Annotated in this window: 17 protein-coding genes; 7 read left to right on the top strand and 10 right to left on the bottom strand. The window is 37.6% G+C overall.

The genetic code is table 11. The features are described 5' to 3' along the window. Window position 1: 1 nt before the first annotated feature. From LOS73_RS20150 to LOS73_RS20130, 5 genes are all read left to right on the top strand, one after another. Entirely contained in the window at window positions 2-2,497 is a 2,496-nt protein-coding gene (locus LOS73_RS20150; protein WP_457934215.1) for a type I restriction-modification system subunit M, read from the top strand. A gap of 73 nt (window positions 2,498-2,570) precedes the next feature. Beyond that, complete coding sequence (locus LOS73_RS20145; RefSeq protein ID WP_457934214.1) at window positions 2,571-4,142, top strand: type I restriction-modification system subunit M; 1,572 nt, start codon at window positions 2,571-2,573, stop codon at window positions 4,140-4,142. Further along, a complete protein-coding gene (locus LOS73_RS20140; protein WP_457934213.1) occupies window positions 4,139-5,404 on the top strand; it encodes a restriction endonuclease subunit S in 1,266 nt (421 codons plus the stop codon). The genes LOS73_RS20145 and LOS73_RS20140 overlap by 4 nt, the downstream gene beginning before the upstream one ends. Before the next feature lie 6 nt (window positions 5,405-5,410). Continuing rightward, the gene (locus LOS73_RS20135) at window positions 5,411-7,405 is read left to right on the top strand and encodes an RNA-binding domain-containing protein (protein WP_457934212.1); all 1,995 of its coding nucleotides are present in this window, start codon (window positions 5,411-5,413) and stop codon (window positions 7,403-7,405) included. Between the two features lie 55 nt (window positions 7,406-7,460). After that, on the top strand, window positions 7,461-10,346 hold the full coding sequence (locus LOS73_RS20130; RefSeq protein WP_457934211.1) for a type I restriction endonuclease subunit R: 2,886 nt from the start codon (window positions 7,461-7,463) through the stop codon (window positions 10,344-10,346). 194 nt (window positions 10,347-10,540) lie between these two features. Here LOS73_RS20130 and LOS73_RS20125 read toward each other — a convergent pair whose 3' ends face one another. Further along, the gene (locus LOS73_RS20125; protein ID WP_033029989.1) at window positions 10,541-10,855 is read right to left on the bottom strand and encodes a hypothetical protein; all 315 of its coding nucleotides are present in this window, start codon (window positions 10,853-10,855) and stop codon (window positions 10,541-10,543) included. A 1-nt stretch (window position 10,856) separates the two neighbouring features. Further along, window positions 10,857-11,153, bottom strand: coding sequence for a hypothetical protein (locus LOS73_RS20120; RefSeq protein ID WP_033029987.1), 297 nt, complete (start codon window positions 11,151-11,153; stop codon window positions 10,857-10,859). Between the two features lie 301 nt (window positions 11,154-11,454). Here LOS73_RS20120 and LOS73_RS20115 point away from each other — a divergent pair, with 301 nt between their 5' ends. Next, entirely contained in the window at window positions 11,455-11,604 is a 150-nt protein-coding gene (locus LOS73_RS20115; RefSeq protein WP_167331237.1) for a hypothetical protein, read from the top strand. A 157-nt stretch (window positions 11,605-11,761) separates the two neighbouring features. On the opposite strand, the gene LOS73_RS20110 is transcribed toward LOS73_RS20115, so the two are convergent. The 8 genes from LOS73_RS20110 to LOS73_RS20075 all read right to left on the bottom strand — a co-directional run bounded on the left by LOS73_RS20110 (window position 11,762) and on the right by LOS73_RS20075 (window position 18,473). Then, complete coding sequence (locus LOS73_RS20110) at window positions 11,762-12,997, bottom strand: hypothetical protein (RefSeq protein WP_457934210.1); 1,236 nt, start codon at window positions 12,995-12,997, stop codon at window positions 11,762-11,764. Between the two features lie 80 nt (window positions 12,998-13,077). Beyond that, entirely contained in the window at window positions 13,078-13,626 is a 549-nt protein-coding gene (locus tag LOS73_RS20105) for an HGGxSTG domain-containing protein (RefSeq protein ID WP_033029983.1), read from the bottom strand. Between the two features lie 151 nt (window positions 13,627-13,777). Beyond that, window positions 13,778-14,683 (bottom strand): YagK/YfjJ domain-containing protein, encoded by a 906-nt coding sequence (locus tag LOS73_RS20100; protein ID WP_457934209.1) that lies wholly within the window; start codon window positions 14,681-14,683, stop codon window positions 13,778-13,780. A gap of 197 nt (window positions 14,684-14,880) precedes the next feature. Beyond that, on the bottom strand, window positions 14,881-15,108 hold the full coding sequence (locus LOS73_RS20095) for a helix-turn-helix transcriptional regulator (protein WP_010555439.1): 228 nt from the start codon (window positions 15,106-15,108) through the stop codon (window positions 14,881-14,883). Then, window positions 15,105-15,338 carry a helix-turn-helix transcriptional regulator gene (locus tag LOS73_RS20090; protein WP_457934208.1) on the bottom strand — a complete coding sequence of 78 codons (234 nt, stop codon included), beginning with the start codon at window positions 15,336-15,338 and terminating at the stop codon, window positions 15,105-15,107. The genes LOS73_RS20095 and LOS73_RS20090 overlap by 4 nt, the downstream gene beginning before the upstream one ends. 102 nt (window positions 15,339-15,440) lie before the next feature. After that, window positions 15,441-16,187, bottom strand: a complete 747-nt coding sequence (locus tag LOS73_RS20085) for a hypothetical protein (RefSeq protein WP_457934207.1) — start codon at window positions 16,185-16,187, stop codon at window positions 15,441-15,443. Continuing rightward, entirely contained in the window at window positions 16,180-17,430 is a 1,251-nt protein-coding gene (locus LOS73_RS20080; protein ID WP_457934206.1) for a tyrosine-type recombinase/integrase, read from the bottom strand. Before LOS73_RS20080 ends, LOS73_RS20085 begins: the two co-directional genes overlap by 8 nt. A gap of 182 nt (window positions 17,431-17,612) precedes the next feature. Further along, window positions 17,613-18,473 carry a YicC/YloC family endoribonuclease gene (locus LOS73_RS20075; RefSeq protein WP_002958889.1) on the bottom strand — a complete coding sequence of 287 codons (861 nt, stop codon included), beginning with the start codon at window positions 18,471-18,473 and terminating at the stop codon, window positions 17,613-17,615. Window positions 18,474-18,652: 179 nt separating this feature from the next. Between LOS73_RS20075 and rph the strand changes: the two genes are divergently transcribed. Further along, on the top strand, window positions 18,653-19,366 hold the full coding sequence (gene rph / locus LOS73_RS20070) for a ribonuclease PH (protein WP_002958890.1): 714 nt from the start codon (window positions 18,653-18,655) through the stop codon (window positions 19,364-19,366). Window positions 19,367-19,380 lie beyond the last annotated feature (14 nt).

Genomic DNA, 19,380 nt, shown 5'->3' with positions numbered 1-19,380 from the left:
TATGTTTGAAGTACATCGTATGGCATTAGAAAAGCAACTTTGGAATATCGTTGATGCTCTAAGAGGAAGCTTTAGTTTTGATGACATTAAAGAATATGTTTTGGTTCTCATATTCTATAAATATTTATCTGAACATTTAAATAAGTTTGCGGATGAATTGTTAGAAAGTGATGGAGTAAAATTTGATGCGTTAAATGAAGCCTCAGCTCAAGATGATGAATACCTAATGCTTGTAAGTGAATGTGCAATCGAACAATTAGGTTATTTTTTGATGCCAAAAGAGTTGTTTCATCGAATCGCTGAAAAAGGTAAAAACGGCGGCTTAGTAATTGATGTACTTTCAGATGCCCTAAAGCAGATTGAAAATAGTACAGTAGGAAGAGATAGTGAAAATGATTTTAATTATGTCTTTGAGGGTCTTCGCGAGGCTCTAAGTCGATTCTCTGCTGGGAGTTTAGATAGTCATAAGAAAAATAAGCTAATTGTTCAAGTGCTTACTTATCTAGATGAAATTAACTTCTGTGTTAATGATACTGAAATCGATGTACTTGGTGATGCATATGAATATCTAATTAGACAGTTTTCTGTATCTGCAGGCAAAAGAGGGAGTGAGTTTTATACCCCTCCTATGGTCTCTAAGCTGCTAGCAAAGCTAGTCACCAGTGATAAAGACTATTTAGGTTCAGTATACGACCCTGCATGCGGGTCCGGCTCATTGTTATTACAAGTCGCTAAAGAAATGCGTTCCAAAAAAGGTAAAGTTGGAAGCTATTATGGGCAGGAGAAAAACACCAACACTTTTAACCTAGCAAGAATGAATATGTTACTGCAGGGTGTTCATTACAAAAATTTTGATATTCAAAGAGGTGATACACTCGACGATCCTAAGCACCTAAGTATGCGCTTCGATGCAGTTGTAGCAAACCCACCATATTCAACTCCTTGGAATGACGACGGAAGGTTAAGTACGGATATTCGCTTTGATGGCTATGGTGCATTAGCTCCAAAAGCAAAAGCAGATTTTGCTTTTATCCAACACATGTATTATCAATTAAATGAAAATGGAACGATGGCAGTTGTTTTACCTCATGGTGTGTTATTTAGAGGTGGTGCGGAAGGAGTTATTCGCCAATTTTTAATAGAGGAAGAGAACTGCATAGATGCAGTTATAGGTTTGCCCGCTAATATTTTTTATGGGACTTCCATTGCAACTTGTATCTTAGTTCTAAAAAAGAATCGTAAGCCAAAACAAAGTATTCAATTTATTGATGCAAGCCATTCATTTGAAAGTGCTAACAGACAAAATTATCTACGAGATATCCACGTAGATAAAATTATTTCATCTTTTTTGAATAGGAATAATACTAAAAATTTCAGCTTTTTGGCTTCACTGGAAGATGTTTGTAAACTCAACTTTAATCTCTCGATTAGGCGTTATGTAGATGCTTCACCTCAACGGCAGTATCTGGAGGCCCTAAAAGAGCAGGTTCAAGGTTATACACCTGAAATCATTTTTAAACATGTCCTTCAAGCTACTACATATAAAAAGAATTTTTTAATGGAAGGCTCAGAAGAAAATGCAATTTTGATTCCAAAGTTTCAAGGTGATGTTTTACTAGTGAGTGAGAGTGATGTTAAATCAACGAATAATTACTTTATTTTAATTCTTAATGAACAGACTCTTCTTGCTAAATACCTTATTCAATATTTACGCTCTGAGCTTGGGCGGGCCTTTTTATCTGATTGTGAAGAAATATCTGGTAGTCGGGGCCATTATACCTTAGATGCACTTAGTAACTATTTATTAGCACCAATCCCTCCTTTAAATATTCAAAAATCATGTATTGAAGCTAAAAACAAAGTAGAAGAAATTAGAAAGAAAATCACTCGATTTGAGAGTGATATAATTTTTAATCCAAATTTAGCTAAAAAAGTTGTTTATCAACTCTCTTCGACTACAAAATTTTTAGATGAGGCTAATAAAAAAGAGGCTTTATTACGCTTGATAAGAAATGGTGAAAATGCTGTTGTCGAATTTAAAGAGACTTTTTCATTTGATATAAAGAGATATAAAAATGATAAAATGTATAAGCCTAGCAAAGAACCCCAAATTGAGACCTCATCACTTAAAACAATAGTTGGCTTTTTGAATGCATCAGGTGGAACTCTTTTTATTGGGGTTTCTGATGAGTGTAAAATAATGGGGGTTGAACTCGAAATTAATCAGTTTCACAAAAATGTATTAGACGGTTTTCTTTTGCATTTTAAAAACAGTTTAAAAGAACGGATTGGAGAAGGATTTTACCCATTCATTCAGTCAAAGGCTTACGACTTTAATGATCGTACAGTTCTAGTTGTTGAATGCTCACCAAGTAATACACCATGTTTCCTTGATAATACCGGTTTGTATGTAAGAACAAATCCAGCAACAGATAAACTTACTGGACGAGAAATGTGGGACTATTTAAGTACGAAATTTATTAAAATAGAAGATTAGCATTTAAAGTAATAAAGACTACTTTCAGCCGTTTTACCCACTTAATAAAACATATTTTAATGAGATTAAATTAATGGTTCAACAACACCAACAAGAATTAAAAAAGCAGCTTTGGAATATTGCTAACAGCTTACGTGGCAACATGTCGGCTGATGATTTTCGTGATTACATACTTGGGCTTATTTTTTATAAATACCTGTCTGATAAGCTCAACACTTATGCCGATCAGCTACTGAGTGAAGACGGCATTGTATTTGCTAAAATTGACGAAACAACCGAAGAGGGCCAAGAGTACTTAGAGGCGGTAAAAGAAGAGGCGCTTGATAAGTTAGGCTACTTTTTAAAGCCAGCAGAGCTGTTTCATGTACTTGCTGAGCGTGGTGCTAACGATAAGTTTATTTTAGACGATGTAACCAACGTACTTAACCATATTGAACAAAGCACCATGGGCGCAGACAGCGCCGACGATTTTAATGGCTTGTTTGACGAGCTAGATCTAACCTCTAACAAGTTAGGGAAAACACCGGATGCGCGTAACAAGTTAATAGCCAAAGTATTAGAGCACCTTGATAACATCGACTTTCACTTAGAAAGTAGCGAAATAGACATACTTGGCGACGCTTACGAATACCTTATTGGCATGTTTGCCAGTGGCGCGGGTAAAAAAGCAGGTGAGTTTTATACGCCGCAAATGGTGTCTAAGTTACTAGCAAAATTAGTCACCTTAAATAACCCGCATATTAAATCGGTTTACGATCCTACCTGTGGCTCGGGCTCATTGTTGTTACGTGTTGCAAAAGAGGCTAATAACCCTGATTTAAAATTTTATGGTCAAGAGCAAAACCCAAGTACATACAACCTAGCGCGAATGAACATGATTATGCACGACGTGCATTACACTAAGTTCGACATTCAAAACGACGACACGCTAGAAGTACCCGCACACCTTGAGCAACGCTTTAGTGCCGTAGTCGCTAACCCGCCATTTTCGGCAGGTTGGTCTGGTAACCCGCTACATATGAATAACGAGCGCTTTGCCGACTACGGTAAGCTAGCACCAAAAAGTAAAGCCGATTTTGCTTTTGTGCAGCATATGATCCACCAGCTTGACGACAACGGCACAATGGCGGTGGTGTTACCGCACGGCGTGTTGTTTCGTGGCGCGGCCGAAGGACATATACGCAAACACCTTATTAAAGAAAAAAACTACCTTGATATGGTAATAGGCCTACCTGCTAACATATTTTTTGGCACGTCTATTCCTACTTGTGTATTAGTGCTAAACAAACACCGTAAAACCGACGACAACGTATTGTTTATAGATGCCAGTAATCACTTTGAAAAAGGCACTAATAACAACGTAATGAGCGAGGAAGACTTACAACGTATTTTAAATGCCGTAAGCAAACGCGAGTTCATTGATAAATATGCTTTTACCGCCACGCAAGTTGATTTAGCAGAAAACGATTACAACCTGAATATTCCGCGTTACGTAGACACCTTTGAAGATGAAGCGCTTGTTGATTTGACTGAAGTTGCAAAGCAATTGATTGCAAATAATAAGGCGATGCTTGAAACGGATAAAACGATTGCCGATTTTTGTGATGAGTTAGGTATTACAGCTCCTGTCGGAGAAATAAAATGAGTGAAGACTTGAAGCCTGAGTTACGTTTTTCACTATTTGATGACTGCTGGCAAAGTAAAAAATACAACGAAATATATTCGTTTTATACAACAAACTCATTATCTAGAGAAAACTTAAATAATAATAGTGGGTTAGTTAAAAATATTCACTACGGTGATATACATACTAAATTTTCTACTTTGTTTGATGTTTGCAAGGAAAAAGTACCCTTCATAAACGATAGTGTAAATTTAGGTAAGATTAAAGATGAAAGTTACTGTCAAGAAGGTGACTTAGTTATTGCTGATGCATCAGAGAATTATGCTGATATTGGTAAAGCAATTGAGATTAAAAATCTAAATAATGAACAGGTCCTTGCTGGACTGCACACTTTTTTAGCAAGACCAAATAAGCATCCGATGGTGATTGGATTTGCTGGTTATTTAATGCAATCAGGCTTTGTCAGGAAACAAATAAAGCTTATTGCACAAGGAGCAAAGGTCCTTGGTATTTCAGCTGGTAGGTTAGGCAGCATTGATTTACTTTTCCCTCATAATGACGAGCAGCAAAAAATCGCTGACTTCCTTACTTCTATAGACACTAAAATCAGCCAGTTAACTGAAAAGCATCGCTTATTAAAAGACTATAAAAAAGGTGCAATGCAACAAATTTTCAGCCAAAAAATACGCTTTAAAGACGATGATGGAAGCACTTTTCCTGATTGGCATACAGACCAATTGGACTGGTTCATTAATCGAGTTAACGAGCCTGTTGATGTTGATCATGATGAAAAATATAGGGAAATTGGTATCAGATGCCATGGTAAAGGGATATTTCACAAAGTTGAGAAGACAGGAAGTGAGCTAGGTGGTAAACGAGTCTTTTGGGTGCATCCGAGAGCGTTAATAATTAATATTGTTTTTGCGTGGGAGAGGGCTGTTGCTGTAACCAGTGGAAACGAAAAGGGGTTTATAGCCTCACATCGATTCCCAATGTTTATTCCCGTTGAAGGCAGATCGGATTTAGATTATTTATTGTATTTCTTTTTATCACCTAAGGGAGAGTATTTACTTAACCTTGCATCACCGGGTGGTGCAGGTCGTAATAAAACTTTAGGGCAAACAGAATTTGCTCGATTAAAAGTGCATTTACCTTGCTTAAAAGAACAGCAAAAAATAGCGCAATTCTTACAATCACTCGATAAAAAAATAGACGCTGTTAACGAGCAAATTGAACAAACTAAGCTATTTAAAAAAGGCTTACTACAGCAAATGTTTGTGTGAGAAATAATGACTAATAAAATTAACGACAACTCAATAGCGAACATCATTGATATTCAAACTTTGCAAGAGAGCGTAGAGGTTGAGTGCAAGCTTGCTGGTGGCCGCGATGGTCAGGGCGCAGTGCCTAATGATATGTGGGAAACTTATAGTGCGTTTGCTAATACCCGTGGTGGCTTAATTTTATTGGGCATTAAAGAAAAAAAAGGCACGTTTGCAGTTGAGGGTATAACAAACCCAGCGCCGCTAATTAAGAATATTTGGGATACGGTTAATAATCCCAATAAAGTGAGTATTAATTTGCTCAGCGAAAGCGACGTGCGCATTGAAACACTTGAAGGCAAGTCGGTTATTGCGATTACTATACCACGCGCCCCGCGCGAAAGCCGCCCTGTATTTATTAATGCAAACCCACTTAATGGGACCTATCAGCGCCGTTACGAGGCCGATCAAAAGTGTTTACCACCAGCAGTAAATAAAATGCTGGCAGAGCAAGAGGAAGTGCGCGACAACCGAATTTTAGAGCACTTTACTCTTGACGACATAGACCCTGAAAGCCTGCGTATTTATAGGCAAATGTTTGTTGATGCCAAGCCACAACACCCTTTTTTAGAATTGAGCGACCAAGAGTTTTTGCGCTCAATTCGTGGCTGGCAAAAAGACCGCGCAACAGGTAAAGCAGGTTTAACCCTTGCTGGCTTAGTGATGTTTGGTAAGTGGGATGCGATTCAAGATGCGTTGCCTAGTTTTGCACTCGATTATCAAGAAAAAGACGACAGTACACACCGCTGGATAGATCGAATTTATACTGATGGCTCTTGGTCGGGTAATGCTTTTGATTTTTATCGTAAGGTGTATCGTAAGCTTACGGCAGATTTAAAAGTAGGGTTTAGTTTAACTGATGACGGCCAGCGACAAGATACCACTCCTGCGCATGAGGCTATTCGTGAAGCACTCGTTAATACACTCGCACATGCAGAATTTAATACCGAAAGTAATATTTTAATTGAAAAACACCCTGACTTTATTGGCTTTAGAAACGCAGGGCTAATGCGTATACCAGTGCATGAGGCTAAGGCGGGTGGTAATAGCCAGTGCCGAAACCCTGCTATTCATCAAATGTTCTTAAATATTGGGTTAAGCGAAAAAGCAGGGTCGGGTATTCCTAAAATATACAGTAACTGTAAAGCGCAAAACTGGCAGCCACCGCATATGTATGAAAAAGATGAACTGAATCAAACCTTTTTAGAGTTGCGCATGGTTAATATTGTGTCGCCTGAGTTAGATAAGCGCCTTACCGGTACCTTTGGTAGTGGCTACAAAAAGCTGAGCGAGCTTAAGCGAACTATTTTAATTACCGCCATTACTGAGTCATGGTTTAACCACGAGCGTATTTGTTCATTGACCTCAGAGCATACAAGAGAAGTGACACTGGCGTTAAGTCAGTTAGTTAATGCAGGGTACTTAGAGTCGGCAGGTCAGCACAGAGGCAAGATATATCACTTAAAAGGGATACAAATCCCTACGCCTGATAATGATGCAGGTAAGAGTATTACATTTGTAGCTTCTCCGAAGTTAGATCAGCTTTCACTGTTTGAAGGTCCGGAGTTAAATAGCGAAGGTCCGGACCTAGATAGTGTAGGTCCGGAGTTAAGCAATGAAGGTCCGGACCTAGCTTTAAATACTCCGGACCAAGACAATACAGAAGTAGAGGCGGTTGCAGCTAATGAGTTATGGAGTTCACTATGGGTTATAGGTGAGCAAGTACGAGCTAACTCAAGTAGAAAGCAGAAGTCTGAGGTAGAACAAGCGATAATAGCCCTATGTAAAGAAGCACAGCCGCACTGTTTAAGGTTGGGTGATATAGCACAGCTGCTAGGAATGAAGCCCGACACGCTAAGACGTAACTACTTAAGTAAAATGGTTAAAGAGCAGGTATTGTTTTTGGCATATCCAACAATACCGAATCACCCAGAGCAGGGTTATAAGTTACACAAAGATTAGCAATAGAGCTGTGGATGTATTGCACAGGGCCAGCGCAAAGGAATTGTAGGTATAAATGAATTATCAAAGTGAACAACAATTAGAAGATAACTTAATTGCACAGCTTAGCGAGCAAGGCTTTGCACGCGTTATTTTAAAGGATAACGCAGCACTTGAGGTCAATCTTAAGCAGCAGCTTGAAAAAGTGAATGGCTGCACGTTAAGCGATACTGAGTTTACGCAAATATTGGGTAAGCTTGGTAAGGGTAATATATTTGCAAAGGCCAAAACACTGCGCGACCAGCTTGATGTCACATTAGATAACGGCGATAGCAGGCATTTAACACTATTGTTTGATGAGCCACAGCTAAATAGCTTTCAGGTAGCGCAACAAATTACAGTAAAGGGCACATACACTAACCGATACGATGTAACGCTATTGGTTAATGGCTTGCCGCTGGTACAAATAGAGCTAAAGCGCCGTGGTATTGAACTAAAAGAAGCGTTTAACCAGATTAAGCGTTATCAAAAGCATTCGTTTCATGCCAACCATGGTTTGTTTAACTATGTGCAGCTGTTTGTAATGTCGAATGGGGTTAATAGCCAGTACTTTTCTAATAACAGTGAAATGTCTGCTAAGCAAACCTTTGACTGGACTGATAATGAAAATAATAAAATAAGCCAGTTACATGACTTTGCCGAAGCATTTTTAACGCCTTCGCACTTAACGCATATGCTCACCAAGTATATTGTACTTAATGAAACAGGTAAGTACTTAATGGTGCTTAGGCCGTATCAGTTTTATGCAGTAGAGGCGATTGTAGAGCAAGTTAAAACTACAACCGATAACGGCTACATTTGGCATACTACAGGCTCAGGTAAAACTTTAACCTCGTTTAAAGCGGCGCAAATTATGACCTCGCTAAGTGAGGTTGATAAAGTAGTATTTGTGGTAGACCGTAAAGACCTAGACTACCAAACAGCACTTGAGTTTAATGCGTTTGTAAAGGGCTCAGTAGACAGCACCGACAACACCAGTATGTTGTTCCACCAGCTGTTAGATAAGCCAATGAAAGGCAAAAAGATCAACCAAAGCCGCAATACTAAGCTGGTGGTAACTACACTGCAAAAGCTAAATAACGTGGTGACTAAACAACGCTATTTAAAAGAAATGCACAGCCTACAAGATAAGCGCATTGTGTTTATATTTGACGAGTGCCACCGCAGCCAATTTGGCGATACGCATAAAAACATTACCGAATTTTTTAATAACGCGCAGTTGTTTGGTTTTACGGGTACGCCTATATTTGCCGACAACGCCGTTGCTAAAAACTCAGTTAAACGCACCACAAAAGATTTGTTTGGTGAATGCTTACATCCGTATGTAATTGTGGATGCAATACGCGACGCTAACGTGCTTAAGTTTGCTATTGAGTACGTTGGGCGTTATCAGTACAAAGATGGCTCTAACAACAACCTAGATATTGAAGTTGAAGACATTGACACAAAAGAGCTTTTAACCTCGCCTGCGCGCTTAGATAAAATAACCGATTACATTATTGCCCAACATAACCGTAAAACGCATAGCCGTGAATATAACGCTATGTTTTGCGTATCAAGTGTTGCAGAGCTTATTCAATACTATGAGCTGTTTGCGAGTAAAAAAGCACAAGGCAAACACAACCTTAAAATTGCCACCATATTTAGCTACGAGGCCAATGAAGAGGAGGAGTACGAATTAGGTAATGATGATGCGAAAATTAAAGAAATATCAGCCAAGTATTTAAACGAAGGGCAAACCGTTAAGCTGCATAGCCGCGATAAGTTAGACTCATTTATTAACGACTACAACACAATGTTTGGTACAAGCTACTCCACCAAGGACAGTAAGTTATTTGAAGACTATTACAAAAATATATCTAAGCGAGTTAAAGCCAAAGAGATTGATATATTGCTGGTGGTGAATATGTTTTTAACAGGCTTTGACGCTCCTAAACTCAATACTTTATATGTCGATAAAAACCTTAAATATCATGGTTTGGTACAAGCGTTTTCGCGCACTAACCGTTTATTGGGCGAGACTAAATCGCATGGTAACGTAGTGTGCTTCAGAAACCTTAAAAAAGCTGCTGACACTGCCTTTACGCTATTTTCGAACAAGCAGCCTAAAGAATACATAGAAACACCTTCGTATAATGAGCTGCTTACTGATTTTAACAGCGCCTATGAAGCGCTAATGGCAATTACGCCTACTGTTGACTCAGTTGATGCTTTACCTGACGAAGAGGCTCAGGCGTTGTTTGTGAGACAGTTTCGCGAGCTTATGCGCTTAAAGAACATGTTAAGCAACTTTGCTGACTTTGATATGGACTCAACCTCCATGGGCGAGCAAGAGTTTCAGGATTATACGAGTAAGTATGCCGACCTTGGCAGGCAGCTACGTGAGAATTCAAGTAAAGAAAAAGTATCGGTTTTAGATGACGTTGATTTTGAACTAGAGCTACTACACAGCGATATAGTAAACGTAACCTATATTTTGCAGTTATTACGTGAGTTACATGGTGAAGCAAGTGGCGATGAAAAAGCCCGTAAACGCCAAGTAATAGCAAACCTAATAGCCACAGACCCAACCTTATTAAGTAAAAAAGCACTAATAGATAAGTTTATGGACGAGCACTTACAAGGCATACCCGCCAGCGCTGACGTTGATGAAGAGTTTGAGCTTTATTGGGAAAAAGAAAAGCGCCTAGAGCTTGAGAAGTTTGCTCAAGAGCAAAAGCTAAACCAAGAACGCCTAGAAAAGCTAGTAACCCGTTATGAGCTAAGTGACGAAATGCCACTAAGGGATGACTTCGCTGACGTACTCGAAACCAAACCCAGCTTATTGCAGCGCAAAAAAGTACTGCCCATTATTACCGATAAATTTAAACGTTTTGTAGATACGTTTATGACAGGGTTTTAAAGGGCTGTAGTGGTATTTTGCTTAAGCCGTCAACGGTTGACGGCTCGATAATTCATACGCAAAGCTGCTTTAATTTATTACAAACTCAAAAAGTGTGACGATAAATGGGGGGTAACCTTACCCCCTTAACCATTTCATAAATGAATAATAGCTAACCACAATTTATAGCTTAGTACTCAAAACCTATTATCTAGTTATGCAGCTTTTAAAAAACGAAAAGTTTGAGGGTTGCTGCCGATTGGGTGAAGCATCTTTAAAGTCAATTTACTTACAACTTCTTCTTTGACTATACCAATCAAGTTGCAGATAAAGCTTTCTCTATGTAACTCATCTTTGAACCTTATAACTACTGGCCACTTCTTTAAACGTTCATCGGTAAAGCCTTTAGTAAACTTATATCCGTGCTCTTGCTTCATGGCAGATCGGAGTATTTCGCAAAGCATTTTGAATTGCTTTCCAGAAAATCCAGTCAAATCTAGCTCTAAACTCTTACTGTATCTTCTATTCACTTTATTCTCCTTCGATACCGTTGACTGTTTTTGAAGACATTTTAAGCCAGTTCTTAACTGATGAGGCTCGGACAAAGCCATATTTTGTATTTTCTACTTGGAACATACACCAACCTAATTCATTCAGCTCTGCGCTTAGGCTATCTAGATAAATAGTGGGCATAACCCTGCGCTTACATATTCTGGATATTGATAACGTTGATAACTGAAACCTAGATATTCTTTTTTGTTTGGTCTCAGACTGAGATTCTATTGCATCTACAATTTTCTGTGCAGATATTTTAGCTGTGAAAGACATACATAGACCTTAATAAAGTACATGTTTATAAAATAGCACAAAAAAAGTTAAAATAAACTTTTTTTGGTTTATCAGTAAACTAAAAAAGGTTTATTTTTTGGGTGGGAATTGCTAACTTGAGTGGTATTACAAAGGATGTGCTAGTAATTAACGTCTTTATAAAAAGGTAGGAATTAATAATAAATTTTAAAAAAATTAAATTTACACTATTTCCCCCCCGTCCCAACCTCAATTTAGTTTGGCATTATTCTCCCTGTTGTTAGGAGCACCTAACAATAAATTTTACTTTTGGAGATAAAAAATGACAAAGAAAGAAACTCGAATGACTACCGATGCTTTGGCCCGTATACAAAGAAATGAAGCAAAGCAAAATGGTGGTGGCGTTGACTCAAATGGTTTTGCTGCTCGTGCAGCTAGAGCTGCAAACAAAAATCAACAAGGGAAAAAATAACATGGCTCGACATGATGATGACAACCGCTCACAGCAGTAAAACCCAGAGCATGACGCTTATTGGCAAAGCCGCGGTGAAGATGAACGCCCAGATGACTGGGAAGATCTTATGGACGATGAAGATTAGGTTCAGACTTTGAATAAGGCAGCTATATATTCACTTAGCTGCTTTATTTAATTTATCTGTATAGTGTTTGAAATACGAGGGGTACTGGCCAATCACAGTCTTGAAAATTGGTATCGTTTTTTCACTATAAGTTTGCTCAAAGCATTCTTGTATTTTTGTGTCTATACCTCGACTAATCCTAAAATACATGAGTATTGCTAACGAGTCGTAATTACCATGACTAGCGCAAATAGCATTTATAAACTTTTCTAACCTTAAAAATGAAGGTAAGTTTTTCCCATTTCGCCAATCTTTTAGTTGTTTGTATTGCCTATCATTTAAAGATTCCCCGCTTTCGGTGTAATCTGATTTAGACTTTTCAAAAGGGATAAAGCTAGCCAGCTTTCTCCAAGTCATTGGTTTGTCGTTTGATGATACGAGCTCTTTTAGCTCTATTAGTACAGCATCGAAACAGCCGTTGGCTTCTTCAGATTCAACTAAGGTATTTAGCACATTTATAAAAAAGCTTGAGCCTTTTTTAGGGTTATAGTTCTCATCTAATCTAAAGTAGTAAGAGTGAAGACCTGCCTCGTAGTTGGCAATGGCTGATAAATAGAAATCAAATGTTAAGTGGTACGTTGCTTCAATAAGAGCTAGGCCATCCTCTTCTGTATAATCTTCCCGCTTTTTATCTGAATTGTAAAACTCATTAATAATATTGAGTTGCTGCCGTGGCACTAAGCTATGGGATTGCCAGTATGGTTTTTGTAACTGCCAAATATCCTTTGGAGCTTTTATATTAATAGCTTTTAACTTTGCTTGGTTGTGTATTTTATTCATCATTAAATAATCAGCATTTGAGCGTTCTTCCAGCCAATCTATTAATAGGTTTAATTCATTGTCGTTATTGTTGCTTTTCTTACTGAAATTAAATCCATGTGTACATGAGTAGTAGATACTGGCATTGGAGGTAACTCTCATCGCTTTTGATATTTTTTTATATACTTGAAGATTGAACACATCATTGATTTTCGGAGAGAGAGATTTAAACCATGTATAAATTTTTTTAAATGTTGGTTTACCTACTCCTCGACTTGATAAATGAAATATAGAGCTTTGACTGACAGGCAATTCAGAATCATAAAATGATTGGGCATGAGTAATCATGCCACTAATGTTACTAGGTAAGTGTAATAGCTGGGCGACTTCATTTAGAGGGGGTAGGTACATACTTTTAAAATTAATATTTTTAAATACATATTTGTTACCTTCATTAGGTTTGAGCATATTTAGTCCTTTATTAAGCTACCCGTATAACTTATTACAAACTTTACGTTATTACCTATAAAATTCAATAGTTTGATGCTTCATAGGAAGCTTTTAGATAAGATCCCTTTTTTTATAAGCAAAAACTGCTTTTTTGCTTCACTCATTTGCTGGTGGAAGTAGGGGGCTTTTACAACCTCAGTATGTATATGAAAGTGAAGATGCTGACTATCTGTATCTTTGTAATATGCATCAAGTGCAGATTGAACAATAATAAAGGCCTCTTCGCCATAGTATTCACAAATATGATATTTAAAGCATTCTAATGCTACGTTGTATCGTGCTACTAGTTTGTTTACTTCACTATTGTTAATACTTTTCTGCCCAACTATATCGCACAATTGAATGTATGCTTTAAGTGAGTCTTCTATTAATACGGGGTCATAGTCTTGCATTAGATTCCATCCAAAACCATTTTTAACAGGATTGGTACGCACAGCAAGTTTACCTTCAGTTGTTTTTGCACCTGTAGAGCGACCACCATGCAATTTACAGCGACCATTACGCTTGTTGCCTAAGCGCTTACAGGGATTACCTGAACGTGTTTTAGCGCCACACTTGGGTAGACTTTCTAAATCAAATTTACTCATTTTTTGCCTTTTTATGATCGATCATGTTCGGTGAACTTTCGGTTCATAGGGTTTGCTTTTTGAAAATTTATTTTCTTTCAAGTTTTTAAAATCGAAAATTTATATGCTTACCACCATGGTGTGAAGATATAAATCAAAGAGTTATGTTATTTTAATGCCACGTGAAGCGATCATTTAGCAGAGCTTTATGTTGTATGTTTGGGTAAGGTGATCGATCACTTTGCATGTGTATGCTTCGGTTCATAGAGTGCTGCAAAGGTACTTGATCGTTATTAGCTTGATTAGGATGATCGCTGTACTGTAATGAGCGATGAAGTTTAGATTGTATTAACTGTGTACTGCTTATACCTAATCGCCTTTTTATAACCTTGATACCACCAGCTTCTGAGTTATCTGGCTTTATTAGAGCCGCTTCTTTATTTTGCTGATATGTAATAGCTGGATTTACGAGTAGCATATCGTTAAAGCATCTATCAACGTGCTCTGTTGAGTATTCAAGTTTACTAAATAAGTAGCTATGAGCCTTAATGTTAGCTTCTTTCGTGGCACGTTTAGTAAAATAGCTTAAGCGGTATAGAGCTGGTTCTATAGTAAGTTTATTACCCCTTTGCATTAGGTAGTATGGGTGGCTAACTAATGAGGCCGAACCTAAGCCATCAGATTCCCAAGCATGCTTTAATTGGTAGGTTAGCTTACTACTATGCTTTATTTTATGCCCACTTAGTAACACAGCTAAGTGATAATGATGATTTGAAGATGTATTTCTCTCTCTAGCGCATATATAACTTACTTTGCAGTTATATTGTTTTGTAAGTATCGACAACTGTTTTTTAATAAACTTTAAGAACATCTGATTATTAATAGAATAAGATTTAGTACTTAAGTCTATTCTTGCTACGAGTACTTTAGAGTAGTGAGAAAGCATACATTCACAATGCTTAAACACTTTAGTTAACGCTTTTAGATCTTGCCCTTTTGTCTTTGGTTTAAATACTCTGTAGCTATGGTCTTTGTATATAAAGTTTACTGAGTTAGTTGTTGATATTTTAAAGGTCATTGTTATATCTATTTGCTTTAGTTATTAATTGGTATCTTTCTTATATTATTTAATATCCGCTATTAGTGGATAGGCGCTTTACAGATAAAAGCCCTTTTAAAATAATAACTAAGATATATTTTTAGCTTGTTGAATAGCGTGTTTTTACTGATCATTTTGTTTCAAAGTGTGTCATCAGTAGGCCAAAAAAAAGCAGTTTATTTACCTGCTTTTGTGTGTTTTTTGGCTAGCCAATTTTTATAATCTTGAAAATGCCACATGGACCGCCCATTTATTACATGAGCTGGTGGGGGGAAATGGCCAGCCTTTATCCATCTTCCAAGTGTTGACCTACTGATGTTAAGAAGCTTTTGCAATTCAGGCTTTTTAATCATTCGAGCATCGTCAATATACATAGCAAGATCTGGTAGCTTTTTCTCGTTCATTGAGTTCGCTCCATATTTATTACTTCGCGAGATTTTACAAAGTCTAAAAGCTCGCTTAATAACCAACAAACTCTGTCGCTATCGGCATGAAGCTTTCTTCTTTTCGGAAATAGGCCTTTTTTTTCTAAAGCCCAAGCGCTGGTTCGAGAGACTGCCGTTATTTTAGCTCTTTCTGCTTCTCTAACTAGGCGGTCAGTAAATTGCGTTGTTGGTGTTGTTAGCTGGTTCAAATTGGTTTCTCCGGTTCATCATTGTTGATGGGAGAATATTATTGATTTGCGTAAAGGTTAATAAGCCCTTAGCTTGATAAGGGCTTATTAAAGTTTTTAATATTATGATTTTAAATGAATTTTATTTTTATAGTTAGTTTTTACCCACTCTTCAACTTCCTTAAGGGAGGGAGCTGAACTAGACTTTCGACCTTTTTTAGCAGTAGAGCCATACGCATCGTTAATATATGTTTTAATCGTTTTGTGTGAAGGAGGATAAATAGTATTTATAGAAAATAGAGCATCAATTGCCGTTGCTAAATTCGCTCTACTACATTTAGACATATGTGTGTGTAGCTTTATGTCACTGACTATTACATTGATAAGATCAATAAAAGGCTGATACTTTTTAGGTGAGGATTCACCTGCTACTGTTCGGTCTTTAGAATGTTTTTCTGTGGCTCTTAAGGCATACAAATGTTCTACAAAGTCATTATGCTCTTGCACTTGTGATCCAAGCGTAAACATTTCGTGCATTAGCTTATTAAGCCAAAATTTGTAATCTACGCTAGACTTGTCTGGAAGTGCCCTTAGAGTGTCTTCCACCAGCATCGCTTTACGTTTAATCGATTCTTTCTCTAATAGCATAATATCTTGGCCAAACTCATCTTTTGGTAAGTTATTTATAGAAGATATTATTAAATTGGGCTTATCAATACCTACAGGTGAAGCTATTTCTTCTAACTGAGCATAATTAATATCATCGTCATCAATCTCTCCAAGCTCTTGAACATGTACCAAAAATGGCTGTGATTGAATCTTTAAACCTTCTCGCGGTATACATTTTGGAAATAATTTAAATTTATTCATTTAGATTAATTCCTTCAGATACCATTGATATCTTAGCTCTAGGAAGTATTTGATTTGCCATTACACTTGCAAGCTTTCTTCGCTCATCCAAGTAATCATATCTGTTGTAAATACCAGCAACACCACTAATAGTATGATTTAGATAACGTGTTACATCGTTTCCTTCATAACCAAGTTCAGCGAATAAGCTACGACATGTTCGTCTTAAATCATGAATAGTAAAGTGCTTAATGCCTTTAGGCTCAAGTAGGTTAGGGTATGATTTCTTGCTAATACTTTTGCCAAACATTTTAGCTAAGGCATGATTCAAAGTGTTTTCGCACATATGACCATCTTTGCTAACTTTTCTTGCTGGGAATACGTATTCGGAGCCACACGATTTTCTTTTCAACTCTTCAAATATGGGTATGACTTCGTCAGCAATAGGAATCTGAATATAAACTTCTTTTTTATTTCTTGTGCCTAAATTCCAAATCTTTTCATTAAAATCAAATTCTTCCCACTTTGCTTGAGTAACCTCGGTTTTACGGTTACCAAATACAAGAAGTAATACCATTGCTAAATAGTTATCTCTGGTAAAAACAGTCGAATTCTCTCTGAGTACATCAAATGTACTTTCAATTTCTTGCAGGCTTAATGCTCTTTTTCTACTTTTGGTTTGCCCTCCAGCGTCATTCTGACTAAAAGCTGCAGCAGGGTTTGACTTTGTGAGATCAAGTTTTTGTGCATGTTTAAATAGGTTTTTACATAGGTTTAAGCACTTTGTAGATATAGAGGGACGCCCATCATTTACAACTTCTTTTATGATAGCCCTAATATCACGTGCATTTACATCATCAATTTTGAGCTTACCAATGTATGGTTTTATATCTTTAGTATATTGTCTTTCGAGCAAGTGAGGATTTTTTACTTCCTTACTTTTATCTTTAAACCAGTCATTAAATAGGTCGTTCATTGTTATGATAGTTTCTTGTCCCTGTCTTACTCTTTCGGCAAGTGGGTCTATACCATTCTTAATTTTTTTATTTATCAAGGCTGCTTCAATTCGAGCGTCAGATAATGTCTTGTCTGGAAAGTTGCTACCTTTTAGAGTCATAAAGTGGCGTTTATTATTGATAGTATATCGAAGCTCCCAAGCACCGCTTTTTTTATCTTTGCTAGGCTTTATATAAAGGCTGTCACCAACACTAAACCTAAGCGTTTTACAGCTCTTAATATTTGCTTTGATTTCTTTTACATTCATTGAGTTACATCAAAAATGGTTACCAAGGATTATAAAAAGTGGTTACCAAGCGGTTTGGTAACCACTTTGGTAACCACTTGGACACGTACAATAGGGGGCTAGTATGAACGGTAGAAAACAAAAAGCCTAGAAAAATCTAGGCTTATTAATGAGTTATAAACAAGTTGAAACAGGCTAAAACGCTATTCTATGTTTTGGATCTGCTCTCGCATTTGTTCAATTAGTACTTTTAGCTCTACGGCTGCAGTAGTGATGTCGCTGTTGATAGACTTAGACGCTAGCGTGTTAGCTTCACGATTAAATTCTTGCATCATAAAATCTAAGCGGCGGCCACATGCGCCTCCTTTTTTAAGGATTTTTTTAGTTTCTTTAACGTGAGACTTTAAGCGATCTAATTCTTCAGCCACGTCTTGTTTTTGCGCAAGGTAAATAAGTTCTTGTTCAAGGCGCGATTCGTCAATGTTTGCTGTTAAGTCTTCTAATTTTTGAGCCAGTTTTTCACGCTGCCACTTAGCAATCTCAGGCATATGCGTTTCTACAATTTCTACTTGCTCTAAAATCGCATCAAGGCGGATTGCTATCATTTCTTCAAGGTTTGCACCTTCATCGCCACGAGCTGATTTAAAATCTTCGATTACTTGATCAAGACCAGCAATTAGTGCTGTATTAACGCTATCCATATCAAGTTCTTCAGCTTCCATAACACCAGGCCAACGCAATATATCAACAGGGTTAATGTCGCCATTACTTTGCTGTTGAACCCATTTAGCGCTATTTATAAGTTGCTCAGCAAGGGCTTGGTTAATTGATAGCTCGCCAACGTGGGCAGGGTTTGCAACAAATTTTAAAAAAACTTCAACTTTACCGCGTTGTAAGTGTTTGCGTAAACGCTCACGAATAACTGGCTCCATGCCACGAAATTGCTCTGGTGCGCGAATAAATGTTTCAAGGTAACGCTGGTTAACAGAACGAACTTCCCAAGTGCCAGTGCCCCAATCGCCTTTTATTTCGCGACGCGCATAAGCTGTCATACTGTGGATCATGGATGATTTCCTAAATTTATAAATACAATATTACGATGATTATATCGTAACACTGCTTAAGCTCTAGGGAAAATTTAAAGCACTGAATGTTTTACATACAGCTATTTATTTAAATCAGCATGGTATCTACACCCACATACACTTATAATGTCGCAAATTCTGAATTAAGGGGATCGTCAATGCGTCCAAGCGAAAGAACACCTAACCAAATTAGACCTGTTACATTTACACGTAATTATACTCTGCATGCTGAAGGTTCAGTACTTGTTGAGTTTGGTAACACCAAAGTACTTTGTACAGCTACAGTTGAATCGGGCGTTCCTCGTTTCATGAAAGGCCAAGGTAAGGGTTGGATCAACGCTGAATACGGTATGTTACCGCGAGCAACGCATACACGTAATGCTCGTGAAGCTGCACGTGGTAAGCAGGGCGGTCGTACTATGGAAATTCAACGCTTAATTGCACGTGCACTTCGTGCGGCTGTTGACTTAAAAGCACTTGGCGAAAACACAATTACTATTGATTGTGATGTTATTCAAGCCGACGGCGGTACACGTACAGCTTCTATAAGTGGTGCCTGTGTTGCACTTGTTGATGCGTTAACGCATATGCGTGCAAAAGGTATGATTAATTCAAACCCACTTAAACATATGATTGCAGCTATTTCAGTTGGTATTTACAAAGGCCAAGCAATTAGCGATTTAGAATACATTGAAGATTCAGCTGCTGAGACTGATATGAATGTAATTTTAACCGAAACAGGTAAAATTATTGAAATTCAAGGTACAGCCGAAGGCGAACCTTTCTCGTTTGATGAGCTAGATGAGTTACTTACTCTAGCTAAACATTCTATCCGCGAAATTATTGACGTACAAAAGCAAGCATTAGCATAAATAGGTAGGCCACT

The sequence above is a fragment of the Pseudoalteromonas sp. SCSIO 43210 genome (assembly GCF_054133285.1).
This window is presented reverse-complemented; position numbering and strand designations above follow the sequence as displayed.

Bases quoted from the DNA above. Each gene is read 5' to 3' on its own strand.
- LOS73_RS20150 (WP_457934215.1), top strand. From the start codon at position 2: ATGTTTGAAGTACATCGTATGGCATTAGAAAAGCAACTTTGGAATATC.
- LOS73_RS20145 (WP_457934214.1), top strand. From the start codon at position 2,571: ATGGTTCAACAACACCAACAAGAATTAAAAAAGCAGCTTTGGAATATT.
- LOS73_RS20140 (WP_457934213.1), top strand. From the start codon at position 4,139: ATGAGTGAAGACTTGAAGCCTGAGTTACGTTTTTCACTATTTGATGAC.
- LOS73_RS20135 (WP_457934212.1), top strand. From the start codon at position 5,411: ATGACTAATAAAATTAACGACAACTCAATAGCGAACATCATTGATATT.
- LOS73_RS20130 (WP_457934211.1), top strand. From the start codon at position 7,461: ATGAATTATCAAAGTGAACAACAATTAGAAGATAACTTAATTGCACAG.
- LOS73_RS20120 (WP_033029987.1), bottom strand. From the start codon at position 11,153: ATGTCTTTCACAGCTAAAATATCTGCACAGAAAATTGTAGATGCAATA.
- LOS73_RS20115 (WP_167331237.1), top strand. From the start codon at position 11,455: ATGACAAAGAAAGAAACTCGAATGACTACCGATGCTTTGGCCCGTATA.
- LOS73_RS20110 (WP_457934210.1), bottom strand. From the start codon at position 12,997: ATGCTCAAACCTAATGAAGGTAACAAATATGTATTTAAAAATATTAAT.
- LOS73_RS20105 (WP_033029983.1), bottom strand. From the start codon at position 13,626: ATGAGTAAATTTGATTTAGAAAGTCTACCCAAGTGTGGCGCTAAAACA.
- LOS73_RS20100 (WP_457934209.1), bottom strand. From the start codon at position 14,683: ATGACCTTTAAAATATCAACAACTAACTCAGTAAACTTTATATACAAA.
- LOS73_RS20095 (WP_010555439.1), bottom strand. From the start codon at position 15,108: ATGAACGAGAAAAAGCTACCAGATCTTGCTATGTATATTGACGATGCT.
- LOS73_RS20085 (WP_457934207.1), bottom strand. From the start codon at position 16,187: ATGAATAAATTTAAATTATTTCCAAAATGTATACCGCGAGAAGGTTTA.
- LOS73_RS20080 (WP_457934206.1), bottom strand. From the start codon at position 17,430: ATGAATGTAAAAGAAATCAAAGCAAATATTAAGAGCTGTAAAACGCTT.
- LOS73_RS20075 (WP_002958889.1), bottom strand. From the start codon at position 18,473: ATGATCCACAGTATGACAGCTTATGCGCGTCGCGAAATAAAAGGCGAT.
- rph (WP_002958890.1), top strand. From the start codon at position 18,653: ATGCGTCCAAGCGAAAGAACACCTAACCAAATTAGACCTGTTACATTT.